The sequence below is a fragment of the Flavobacterium psychrotrophum genome (genome assembly GCF_003403075.1).
GTDB lineage: Bacteria > Bacteroidota > Bacteroidia > Flavobacteriales > Flavobacteriaceae > Flavobacterium > Flavobacterium psychrotrophum.
Genome location: NZ_CP031557.1, coordinates 2382791 through 2395118 on the forward strand (window position 1 = coordinate 2382791; position 12328 = coordinate 2395118).

Here is a 12328-nt window from a genome sequence, read left to right on the forward strand (position 1 = left end):
GTGATTTTTAAACTATGCGGTGGCTGTTTATGGCTAATACCCACTCTTTACGTCCGCAAACGGTACAGGTACCTTCTGTAGGTTCCAGCCGCTGGGTATTGGCACAAAAGGTACACGCATATACCCCTGACTTTGGGATTACCGTATTTTTTAATGCAAAAAGCTGAGGGCGTATGGGCAGGCCATACTTTACATCTTCGTCCCGGTAAAAAAATACACTTATGGCACCATTGGTTTCCATATAGGCATTGCGCACCTGGCCTAAATGCTCAATAGACTTCAGCCGTAACTCTGCAAAAAACTCGTCCTGCGCAAGATCTTCCCGCTGAAAACTGACTATAGAAAACTGCCCATCTTCTATAATGCACTTGGCAGTACCCTCCATAAAATTTTCGAACCATTTGCTTTTGCCTAATAGCCAGGTAACCGACCTGTACATCATCAAAATAATGCAAAAAACCATGATTGCCGGTATCAGGCCTACGTCTTCATAAAACATAGGGTCGCCCGCAGCAGAGCCTAACGATATTATAATTACCACCTCAAAGACCGAGAGTTGTTTTACACCACGCTTACCGGTAAATTTCAGGGTAACCAGTACCACTACAAACATTATTATGGTACGAAACGCTACCTCTGCCAAAAAACTTATGGGCAGGTCATTAAACAAAAGGCGGTTCCACTCGAATATCTTTTTCATTTTAATGAGAATTGTTTTACTAAGTTAGAACGGCTAAGTGGTAGATTAACAAACATTAGCACAACTTTAATATGGCATTACAATCCTGCCCTGCTGTGGTGCGGTAACTTTACATGAATCAAAATTATTAATTGTAAAAAATCAAGATCATGAGCAAGAAAGTAGCCATACTGGCAACCCACGGATTTGAAGAAAGCGAACTGAAATCGCCAAAAGAATATATTGAGCAACAAGGCTGGACCGCTGAGATCATAAGCCCTGAGGCTGGTACCATTAAATCATGGGCGGATAAAAACTGGGGACCTGAATATAAGGTAGACAAAACATTAAACGAAGTTTCGGCTTCAGATTATAATGCACTGGTACTGCCGGGTGGTGTTATTAACCCCGATAAGCTGCGTACTAACGAAGATGCCCTTAAATTTGTAAAAGACTTTTTTGACCAAAAGAAACCTGTAGCAGCCATTTGCCACGGGCCATGGACACTTATTAATGCAGGTGTCATAGAGGGGCGCAAAGTAACATCGGTTAAATCTATAAGCCAGGATCTTATAAATGCTGGCGCCCAATGGAGCGATAAAGAGGTGGTTACAGACCAGGGACTTGTTACCAGCCGCACCCCTGAAGACCTACCGGCATTTAACAAAAAACTGGTAGAGGAAATTAACGAAGGTAAACACCAGTTACAGCATAGTTAAAAACAGTATTATGTAAGGCTGTGCCTTACTATTTGAAAAGCCTTTATGCCATTGTGCATAAAGGCTTTCTTTATTACCTTTACAGTACACAAAACCTAAAAGTCAAATGAAAAAATTACTTTTATTGCCAATTATATTACTGGCAGTAAGCGCTTCGGCACAACTTACCCCCGTTGCATACAACGAAGGCGGCCAAAAACTAAACGGATTTTCTGCCGTTCCTGCAAAACCCCTAAACCAAAAACCGGGCATACTTATACTGCCGGCATGGCTGGGCATTAACGACCATACTAAAGATGTAGCCGGAAAACTCTCAAAAGCAGGCTACCATGCGTTTATTGCTGACATTTACGGAGAAGGCAAATATCCTGCAAACACTAAAGAAGCCGGAGAACAGGCAGGTTACTATAAAACTAATTACCAGGCATATGTAAAGCGCATTTCGGCAGCACTGGAACAACTCATAAAATCTGGTGCTGACGCTAACAACATTGTTGTTATAGGCTATTGCTTTGGCGGAACCGGAGCTCTTGAAGCTGCACGTGCCGGCCTTAATATTAAAGGCGCAGTAACTTTTCACGGCGGTTTAGGCAAAGATGCTTCCCGCAATAACGGCGAAATAAAGCCTCGCATACTGGTGCTGCATGGTGCTGACGATCCTTATGTGCCGCAAAAAGATATTGACGGTTTTATTAAGGAAATGAAGGATGGCAAGGCCGACTGGCAAATGAACTACTACAGTGGCGCAGTACATGCCTTTACTGAGAAAGAAGCCGGCAACGACAACAGCAAAGGTGCCGCTTATAATGAGAAAGCAGATAAGCGCTCATGGAAAGCTTTTAAGGCGTATCTTGACGAATTGTTTCCGCGCAAATAAGTTTTTTCTTTAAATTTTTAATAGATTTAGGCTCTGGATTCAGAGCCTAATTTTTTAAACTAAACATTTACCAATACCATTATATGAAAAAAATAGGAATACTTTCTCTGTCATTACTGCTTGTAGCCTGTAGTGTAGCGAAAAACAGCCCAAAAGATCCCGCTAAGGCAGACGTGGCAAAATACATGAACACCATTACGCAGAACGATCTTAAAAAGCATTTGTATATTGTAGCCAGCGACTCTATGCAGGGACGTGATACAGGTACAGAAGGCCAGAAAAAAGCAGGGCGTTACCTTATTAGCCAATACACGGCAAACGGTATTTCTTATCCAAAAGCTGCCGATGGCTGGTACCAGAAAGTACCGTCAGAATTTATGTCGAAAGCGTTTAGTGCTACTAAGCTTAACGATTCTGAAAACATCTGGGCATTTATTGAAGGTACCGAGAAGCCTGATGAAATACTGGTAATTTCTGCTCATTATGACCACGTGGGTACAAAGAATGGCGAAGTATACAACGGAGCTGATGATGATGGTAGCGGAACTGTTTCGCTTCTTGAAATTGCACAGGCATTTATACAAGCCAAGAAAGACGGTTATGGCCCTAAACGTTCTATATTGTTTTTGCACGTAACGGGAGAAGAGCACGGCCTGCACGGATCGCGCTACTACAGCGAGCATCCGCTGTATCCTGTGGCTAACACCATTGCCGACCTTAATATTGATATGATAGGCCGCCGCGACGAAGCCCATAAAGACAATGGCAACTATGTATATGTTATAGGATCTGACCGTTTAAGTACAGACCTGCATAACATTAATGAGGCTGCTAATAAGAAGTATACAAACCTTAACCTGGACTATACCTTTAACGACCGTAATGACCCAAACCAGTTCTACTTTAGGAGCGACCACTATAACTTTGCAAAGAAAGGTATCCCTATTATCTTCTACTTTAATGGTGTACACGATGACTATCATCAACCGGGCGACAAGCCAGAAAAAATAGAATATGACCTGCTTGCTAAACGTGCACAGCTGGCGTTTGTTACAGCTTGGCAACTGGCAAACGGAGACAACCGCCCACGCGTAGACAAAGACGGTAGATAATAAAGATTTTTATTATACTAAAAAAGCTCAGGCAATGCCTGAGCTTTTTGTTTTTACTTTGATATGGTATCTGTTTGAATCCGCGATTGTGAAGTATAAACGTTCAATTACCTGAAAGTATCGTTAATAAGCTAATAAGTCTTTCAATTCTGTTTCAAAACGCCCTTTAGGTAGGTACTGGTCTTCTAATGCCTTTGTAAATGGTATAGCGCTTTCAAGGCTGGCAACGCGTTTTACGGGGCCGTCGAGATATTCAAAACACTGCTCCATGATCATGGATGAAATATCGCTGGCAATACCGCCAAAGAGGCTGTCTTCCTGCAGAATGACAGCTTTACCTGTCTTTTTAACTGATGCAAAAATAGCTTCGGTATCTAATGGCTGCAAGGTACGAAGGTCGAGCAGGTCGGCTTTGATATCCGGGTTTTTATCTAAAGTCTCCAATGCCCAGTGTACTGCTGCACCAAATGAGATTATTGTAACGTCTTCTCCCTCCCGTAGAAGTGAAGCCTTACCAAATGGCAATGTATAGTAGTTTTTAGGAACATCCTGGTACGAACTGCGATAGAGGGCTTTGTGTTCAAAGAACATCACCGGGTTAGGGTCGTTTATGGCAGTCGCCAAAAGCCCCTTGGCATCATACGGGAATGCAGGGTACACCACTTTAAGCCCCGGTGTTTTAGTAAACCACGCCTCATTTGTCTGGCTGTGGAACGGTCCCGCCTGCACGCCCGCACCACACGGCATACGCACTACAACATCGGCGTTTTCCTGCCAGCGGTAGTGTACTTTAGCTAAATAATTCACGATTGGGTTAAAGCCCGTCGACACGAAATCTGCAAACTGCATTTCGATAACCGACTTATAACCGTTGATGGAAAGCCCCATGCCCGCCGACACAATGGCCGACTCACAAATGGGCGTATTGCGCACCCTGTCCTTACCAAAACGCTTTACAAAACCGTCGGTAATTTTAAAGGCACCACCATATTCGGCAATGTCCTGCCCCATAATAACCAGGTTATCATGGCGCTCCATACTCTGTGCCAACCCTTGGGATATCGCATCTATCAGGCGGATATTTTCAGTTTCTGAACCGGGTTTAACATCTTCAAAACCATACGGTTTGTAAACATCATTTAATTCTTCGCTCAAATCAGCTTCAATAGCCGGCTCTGCCGAAGCACGCTGGTAATGTTCGTCTATTTCGGCCTTAAGTTCGGCGCGTACTATATCGTCATGGTCTTCTGTAAGTATGCCTTCGGCTTTAAGATATTTGCGGTAATTTTCTACCGGGTCTTTTACCGCCCAGGCATCCATCAATTCCTGCGGAACATATTTAGTACCACTCGCCTCTTCGTGCCCGCGCATCCTAAAGGTCTTAAACTCTAACAATACCGGGCGTGGATTTTCTCTCATCGATGCCACTATAGCATCTAACTGTGTATAGACTTCCAAGATATTGTTACCGTCTATAATATGGGCTTCCATACCGTAGCCTATGCCCTTATCGGCAAGGTTGGTACAGCGGTATTGCTCGTTAGTTGGCGTACTAAGTCCGTAGCCATTGTTCTCGATTATAAACAGCACCGGCAGTTCCCACACGGCGGCAATGTTAAGCGCCTCATGAAAATCGCCCTCGCTGGTAGCTCCCTCACCTGTAAATACAGCGGTAACTTTACCGTTTTCTTTAAGGTTATTAGCAAGTGCTATACCGTCGGCCACACCTAATTGCGGACCAAGGTGCGAGATCATACCAATGATTTTATATTCCTGCGTACCAAAGTGAAACGATCGGTCGCGGCCTTTAGTAAAACCATTCGCCTTGCCCTGCCACTGGCTAAAAAGCCTGTATAGTGGTATGTCGCGCCCGGTAAACACGCCCAGGTTACGGTGCATAGGCAGGATGTATTCGTCTGGTTGCAGCACAGCGGTAACACCTACTGATATGGCCTCCTGCCCTATGCCACTAAACCATTTTGATACTTTGCCCTGGCGGATAAGGATGAGCATCTTCTCCTCGATTAACCTGGGTTTTATTAATTTTTTATATAAATCAAGTAATTGTTCATTACTCAGTTGTTTTCTGTCGAAATTCATGAGGTTTTTTGAATTATCTATATTTTATCAAAAGTAATAAAATAACAATTCGCAAAGATGGTGTTAAGAAAAAATAATTCAGAATAAGGAAACCCGTAATTTTTGTAGGAAAAAATGTTCTATTTTTACAGATAAAACTTACGAATTATGTATAAGAAATTTCCAGAAGAAGTTATTGTTCAACTTAAAAATTACGTTTACAGACTAATTGACCCAAGAAATAATGAAACATTTTATGTTGGAAGAGGTGTTGGAAATAGAATTTTTCAACATGCAGCCGGAGCTTTAAAATTAGTTGAAGAAACAAATGAAGATGAAATTAGCTTAAAGTTAAGTCGAATACTGGAAATCCACAAAGAAGGATTGGAGGTTATACACATGGTACATCGACATGGATTAGATCAAAATTCAGCAGTCGATGTTGAAGCAGCATTGATAGATATCTATACTGAGGCAACAAATATTAATTCCGGATCAGGATTGGAATTCGGTCTGTCGAGTACAGATGAAATAATAATTAGATATGCTGCAGAAACTGCAGAATTAAACCATGAAGTCGTAATGATTACTATTAATAAAACCGCTAACAACCTTAGTATTTATGATGCCGTAAGATTTGCATGGAAGATTGATGTAGAAAGAGCAAATAAAGCGAAATATATTCTAGCAGTTGATAAAGGGATAATTAGGGGAGTATATATTGCTAAAGAGTGGAAACTTGCTAGAAAACAATATTTCCCAAATTTCACGAACCATACTAATAGTCGTTATGGTTTTCACGGAGATGAAGCTGATGATGATATCAAAAAAATGTATATAGGAAAAAGAATTCCTGATGAATTCAGAAAAAGAGGAGCTGCCTATCCTATAAAATATAATTTTAAAAAGTAATAACATTACGGGTATTGCCCAGATAGCGTGGATTTGTAATCCGTGCTTATTATTACCCAACTTTACAGGCACGGATTACAAATCCGCGCCATCAACAACCGTGACTATATAGCTAAACAATAACCCCAGATCGCGCGGATTTGTAATCCGTGCTTATTATTACCCAACTTTACAGGTACGGATTAAAAATCCGCACCATCAATAATGGCGACCATATAGCCAAACAACAAACCAAATTTCCCTACCTTAGCTCAAAACAAAAACACACCATGCCACACAACCTAATCCACACCGCCTATACCGCCTTTAACAGCCGCGATATAGACACTGCCCTAACCACTATGCACCACGATGTGCGCTGGCCAAAAGCCTTTGAAGGCGACTTTGTAACCGGGCACGACGAAATACGCGAATACTGGACACGCCAGTGGAGCGAGATTAACCCAAAGGTAGACCCTGTAAACATTACCGAATTGCCCGATGGCCGTTTAGACGTTGAAGTGCAACAGGTAGTAAAAGACCTAAGCGGCACCATACTTTTTGACGGTACGGTTAAGCATATTTATACTATTACAGACGGACTGATACAGGCTATGGAAATTGGGTAGTAAAAAGTCCGAGCATATACTATTATCATCTACAATTGAAAGCAGATGTTTTGTCTAAGCTTTCATCATACGTGCTGCCATATAAACCCAGAGTGTAAGGCTTTATTTGGGTATTTTCAAACATTGATTTCTTACACTCTTTGCGGCACATTGAGCCATAAATAAATTCTAAGTATTTTAAACCAACCGGTTAACAGAAAATACGTAATAATTTATCAATCTATTAGCTATTTGGGCTCTCTAAACTTTTAGCCTTTTCAAATAAAATCCTTACATTTACTATGCCTGCATTACATTAACCATAATTAATGCCGCATATTTTTACAGGCAACACAAAAATATTTTTAATTTAATATGCGTGCATACTATTTTTTTTTGTATATTTGAAACACAAAGTCCCATGAAAGAGAAAACAATAGACTATATATTAAGGGCAACCTGGCAGGCCGTATCGCGAATGTACAATGAAGAAGCGGCTAAATACGGCGCAAGCATGTCGGTAGGGTTTGCTCTTTTAAGCATCGATAAAGAGAACGGCATACCCAGTACAGCACTGGGTCCGCAAATGGGTATGGAGCCTACGAGCCTTACCCGCACGCTAAAAAGCATGGAAGAAAAAGGCCTGATAATCCGGAAGAAAAATCCGGTAGACGGCCGTGGTGTACTAATACATCTTACAAAACTGGGCAAGGAAAAGCGCGACCTTAGTAAAGACCGCGTACTCACCTTTAACGAGGCCATTAAAGAGCATATACCCCAGGAAAAACTGGACGCTTTTATAGAGGTTGCCGAAAAGATTAATGAGCTGATTGCCGAACGCCAGATTTACAACAATGACAACGACAGCAAGTAGTAATACGGCTGCAAAAAATAAACTATAAACCACAAACTTCGAACAATAAAAAATGAAACGCATTATTAAAAAGGCAGCCGTAGTAGGCTCCGGCGTTATGGGTAGCGCCATTGCCGCCCATTTTGCCAATATTGGCGTAGAAGTGCTACTATTAGACATCCCGCCAAGGGAACTGACAGAAGCAGAACAAAAAAAAGGGCTTACGCTGGAGAGTAAAGCGGTACGTAACCGTATTGTAAACGACCATTTAGCAAACTCCCTAAAAAGCAAACCCTCCCCTATTTACCACCAAAAGTTTGCTTCGCGCATTTCTACCGGAAATACCGAAGACGACCTGCACAAAATAGCCGATGTTGACTGGGTTATTGAGGTAGTAGTAGAAAGGCTTGACATTAAGCAAAAGGTATTTGAACAAATTGAAAAATACCGAAAACCCGGAACGCTGATTACATCAAATACGTCGGGTATCCCTATTAAATTTATGAGCGAAGGCCGCAGCGAAGATTTCCAGAAACATTTTTGCGGCACACACTTCTTCAACCCTCCACGATATTTAAAACTTTTCGAAATCATTCCGGGACCACAAACTTCGACCGAAGTACTGGCCTTCCTGAATAATTATGGCGAGCAGTACCTGGGTAAAACCACGGTAGTAGCTAAAGATACCCCTGCCTTTATTGGTAACCGCATAGGTATTTATGGCATCATGAGCCTTTTCCACCAAGTTAAGGAAATGGGCTTTACCGTAGAGGAGATTGATAAACTTACCGGCCCTGTTATTGGCAGGCCTAAGAGTGCCACCTTCCGTACGGTAGATGTGGTAGGATTAGACACACTGGTACACGTTGCTAACGGTATCTATGAAAACTGCCCTGACGACGAGGTTCATGAACTGTTTAAGGTGCCGGATTTCATCAACAAAATGATGGAAAACAAATGGCTGGGTAGCAAATCTGGTCAGGGTTTCTACAAAAAGGTAGATAAGGATATCCTTTCGCTTGATTTAGATACATTAGAATACCGCGCGCCTAAAAAAGCGTCTTTTGCTACGCTTGAGCTTACTAAAACCATTGATAAGCCCATCAACCGCTTTAAGGTACTGGTAGGCGGTCAGGACAAGGCTGGCGAGTTTTACCGCAAAAATTTTGCAGGTACTTTTGCTTATGTAAGCCACCGCGTGCCAGAAATTACCGATGACCTTTATAAGATAGACGATGCCATGAAGGCCGGCTTTGGCTGGGAGAATGGCCCGTTTGAAATATGGGATGCCGTAGGTGTAGAAAAAGGTATTGAACTGGTGAAAGCCGAAGGGCTGGAACCGGCTGCATGGGTAACTGATATGCTTGCAGCAGGCATTAAAAGCTTCTATACCATTAAAGATGGTGCTACTTATTTTTACGATATAGCATCGAAATCACATAAAAAAGTGCCTGGCCAGGATGCGTTCATTATCCTGAACAACATTCGCGAGAGTAAAAAAATATGGAGCAACAGCGGTGCCATTATCCAGGACCTGGGCGACGGCATCATCAACCTGGAGTTCCAGTCTAAAATGAATACCATAGGCGGCGATGTGCTTCAGGGCATTAACAAAGCCATAGACCTTGCCGAAAAAGAATACGACGGCCTTGTAATAGGCAATCAGGCGGCTAATTTCTCAGTAGGTGCTAACATTGGCATGATCTTTATGATGGCGGTAGAGCAGGAATATGATGAGCTTAATATGGCCATTAAGCTGTTCCAGGACACCATGATGAGGGTACGCTATTCATCTATCCCTGTTGTGGTTGCGCCACATGGCATGACACTGGGCGGTGGCTGCGAAATGAGCATGCACGCCGATAAGGTTGTGGCTGCGGCCGAAACCTATATCGGGTTGGTTGAATTTGGCGTTGGGGTTATTCCCGGCGGCGGTGGCTCTAAAGAGATGGCATTGCGTGCATCTGACACCTTCCATAAAAACGATGTAGAACTGAATGTACTACAGGAATACTTCCTGACTATTGGTACTGCTAAAGTATCAACATCGGCTTACGAAGCGTATGACCTTGGCATACTACAAAAAGGGAAAGACGTGGTTGTAGTAAACAAAGACAGACAGTTGGCCGAAGCCAAAAAGCACGCTAAACTATTGGCAGAAGCAGGCTACACCCAACCTGTAAAACGCAAAGACGTTAAGGTACTGGGCAAGCAGGCACTGGGTATGTTCCTTGTTGGGACGGACAGTATGGAAGCAGGTAACTACATCAGCGAACACGATAAAAAGATTGCCAACAAACTGGCCTACGTTATGGCAGGCGGCGATCTAAGTGAAGCAACTCTTGTTACTGAGCAGTATCTGTTAGACCTTGAACGTGAAGCATTTTTATCGCTTACGGGAGAACGTAAAACTCTTGAAAGAATACAGTATATGTTAACGAAAGGTAAACCGCTAAGAAATTAGTATCAAGAATTAAGTATTAAGTACAAAGACAGGCACACCTTATGCACCAGTTTGAAAAATTGAAAATTTGGCAAAAAGGAATGGATATAGCAGAAAAAGTCTACAAGATTTCAGCAGAACTTCCATATGATGAAAGGTTTAACCTGATATCGCAAATAAAGAGATGCGCTGTATCAATTCCCTCAAATATTGCCGAGGGTTCAGGTAGAAATTCTAAAAAAGAGTTTGTACAGTTTTTAGGTATTGCAAATGGCTCGTCTTTTGAACTTATTACACAATTGATGCTATTACAACGATTAAATTTAATTCAGGAAGAACGGATAAAGCAGTTAATTACTGATATAGTTGAAGTTTGCAACATGAATTTTGCTTTGCAACGCAGCCTCAGTCAACCTGCTATTCAATCTTAATACTTAATTCTTGATACTTAATACAATTATGAAAACTGCATATATAGTAAAAGCATACAGGACTGCCGTGGGCAAAGCGCCAAAAGGTGTGTTCCGTTTTAAAAGGCCCGACGAGTTGGCCGCAGAAACCATACAGTTCATGCTTAATGAGCTGCCGGAGTTTGACAAAACCCGTATAGACGACGTGATGGTGGGTAACGCCATGCCGGAGGCCGAACAGGGACTAAACTTTGCGCGCCTTATATCTCTTATGGGGCTTAAGGTAGATGATGTTCCGGGTGTTACGGTAAACCGTTACTGCGCTTCGGGTATCGAAACCATTGCTATGGCTACCGCCAAAATACAAAGTGGTATGGCGCATTGCATCATTGCCGGTGGTGCAGAGAGCATGAGCTATATCCCTATGGGAGGCTACAAGCCCGTACCGGATTATCAGGCAGCCAAGGCAGGCCACGAAGACTATTACTGGGGTATGGGCCTTACCGCAGAAGCTGTTGCAAAGCAGTTTAACGTAAGCCGTGCCGACCAGGATGAGTTTGCCTACCAGTCGCACCAAAAAGCCCTTAAAGCACAGGCTGAAGGCAAATTTGACCGCCAGATAGTTCCCATTACGGTTGATGAAGTATATGTAGACGCAAACGGCAAAAAAGCCAACCGCAGCTATACCGTTACCAAAGACGAAGGCCCGCGTGCCGATACATCGGTAGAGGCATTAGGTAAACTACGTCCGGTTTTTGCAGCCGATGGCAGCGTTACCGCAGGTACATCATCTCAAATGAGCGATGGTGCTGCTTTTGTACTGGTAATGAGTGAGGATATGGTGAAAGAACTTAAACTTGAGCCTATTGCCCGTCTGGTAAGTTACGCAGCCGCAGGTGTAGAACCGCGTATTATGGGTATTGGCCCGGTTAAAGCCATCCCGAAAGCGGTTAAACAAGCAGGTCTTGAATTAGAAGACATTCAGCTTATAGAACTTAACGAAGCCTTTGCTTCTCAGTCACTTGCCGTGATTCGTGAGCTGGGCATCAATAAAGATATTGTGAATGTTAATGGTGGTGCCATCGCTCTTGGCCACCCACTGGGCTGTACCGGAGCTAAACTTTCGGTTCAGTTGTTTGACGAAGCCAAACGCCGTGGTAGTAAGTACGGTATGGTAACGATGTGTGTAGGTACCGGGCAGGGAGCTGCGGGAGTATTTGAGATTTTTTAAGAAGACGACAGATAAAAGATGATAGATAATAGACGCCTATGAGTGAATTTAAACGGCACAACTTCAAAAAAATGAAGATATGGCAGTTAGGTATGGATATAGCAAAAACTATATTAAATCTTACCGATACGTTTCCTGCACATGAGAAGTTCGGACTTAAAAGCCAGATGGATAGGTGCTCTATTTCTATTCCATCGAATATAGCTGAAGGTTCAAGCCGTACGAATAAATCTTTTAAGCATTTTATAGACATCGCATTAGGTTCATCTTTTGAGCTTCAAACTCAATTGTTACTTGCCTGTCACAGACAATATTTTTCAAATGAAGTAACACAAAACATTGAAAATAAAATAGAAGAATTTCAACGGATGACTATGGCTTTTCAAAATACTCTTGATACCGAATAAGGTCTTTCATCTATTATCT

At 42.5% G+C, this 12328-nt stretch carries 12 protein-coding genes; 10 read left to right on the forward strand and 2 right to left on the reverse strand.

All coding sequences use genetic code 11. The features are described from left to right. Nucleotides 1–7 precede the first annotated feature (7 nt). Entirely contained in the window at nt 8–700 is a 693-nt protein-coding gene (locus DYH63_RS10320; protein WP_116788726.1) for a DUF421 domain-containing protein, read from the reverse strand. 149 nt (nt 701–849) lie between these two features. Here DYH63_RS10320 and DYH63_RS10325 point away from each other — a divergent pair, with 149 nt between their 5' ends. The 3 genes from DYH63_RS10325 to DYH63_RS10335 all read left to right on the forward strand — a co-directional run bounded on the left by DYH63_RS10325 (nt 850) and on the right by DYH63_RS10335 (nt 3387). After that, nucleotides 850–1398: a type 1 glutamine amidotransferase domain-containing protein gene (locus DYH63_RS10325; RefSeq protein ID WP_116788727.1), complete on the forward strand. Its 549-nt coding sequence runs from the start codon at nt 850–852 to the stop codon at nt 1396–1398. A gap of 106 nt (nt 1399–1504) precedes the next feature. Then, a complete protein-coding gene (locus DYH63_RS10330) occupies nt 1505–2275 on the forward strand; it encodes a dienelactone hydrolase family protein (protein WP_116788728.1) in 771 nt (256 codons plus the stop codon). Nucleotides 2276–2358: 83 nt separating this feature from the next. Continuing rightward, nucleotides 2359–3387, forward strand: a complete 1029-nt coding sequence (locus DYH63_RS10335; RefSeq protein ID WP_116788729.1) for a M28 family metallopeptidase — start codon at nt 2359–2361, stop codon at nt 3385–3387. 123 nt (nt 3388–3510) lie between these two features. On the opposite strand, the gene DYH63_RS10340 is transcribed toward DYH63_RS10335, so the two are convergent. Next, nucleotides 3511–5487 carry an alpha-ketoacid dehydrogenase subunit alpha/beta gene (locus DYH63_RS10340; RefSeq protein WP_116788730.1) on the reverse strand — a complete coding sequence of 659 codons (1977 nt, stop codon included), beginning with the start codon at nt 5485–5487 and terminating at the stop codon, nt 3511–3513. A gap of 147 nt (nt 5488–5634) precedes the next feature. Here DYH63_RS10340 and DYH63_RS10345 point away from each other — a divergent pair, with 147 nt between their 5' ends. The 7 genes from DYH63_RS10345 to DYH63_RS10375 all read left to right on the forward strand — a co-directional run bounded on the left by DYH63_RS10345 (nt 5635) and on the right by DYH63_RS10375 (nt 12309). Then, nucleotides 5635–6378 carry an LEM-3-like GIY-YIG domain-containing protein gene (locus tag DYH63_RS10345; RefSeq protein ID WP_205528310.1) on the forward strand — a complete coding sequence of 248 codons (744 nt, stop codon included), beginning with the start codon at nt 5635–5637 and terminating at the stop codon, nt 6376–6378. 149 nt (nt 6379–6527) lie between these two features. Continuing rightward, nucleotides 6528–6986, forward strand: coding sequence for a nuclear transport factor 2 family protein (locus DYH63_RS10350; protein WP_240409097.1), 459 nt, complete (start codon nt 6528–6530; stop codon nt 6984–6986). Nucleotides 6987–7386: 400 nt separating this feature from the next. Further along, entirely contained in the window at nt 7387–7839 is a 453-nt protein-coding gene (locus DYH63_RS10355) for a MarR family winged helix-turn-helix transcriptional regulator (RefSeq protein ID WP_116788732.1), read from the forward strand. A 52-nt stretch (nt 7840–7891) separates the two neighbouring features. After that, nucleotides 7892–10282, forward strand: coding sequence for a 3-hydroxyacyl-CoA dehydrogenase/enoyl-CoA hydratase family protein (locus tag DYH63_RS10360; protein WP_116788733.1), 2391 nt, complete (start codon nt 7892–7894; stop codon nt 10280–10282). Between the two features lie 41 nt (nt 10283–10323). Then, nucleotides 10324–10692, forward strand: coding sequence for a four helix bundle protein (locus DYH63_RS10365; RefSeq protein WP_116788734.1), 369 nt, complete (start codon nt 10324–10326; stop codon nt 10690–10692). 28 nt (nt 10693–10720) lie between these two features. Next, a complete protein-coding gene (locus DYH63_RS10370; protein ID WP_116788735.1) occupies nt 10721–11902 on the forward strand; it encodes an acetyl-CoA C-acyltransferase in 1182 nt (393 codons plus the stop codon). Between the two features lie 38 nt (nt 11903–11940). After that, on the forward strand, nt 11941–12309 hold the full coding sequence (locus DYH63_RS10375; protein WP_116788736.1) for a four helix bundle protein: 369 nt from the start codon (nt 11941–11943) through the stop codon (nt 12307–12309). The last annotated feature ends 19 nt before the right edge of the window (nt 12310–12328 follow it).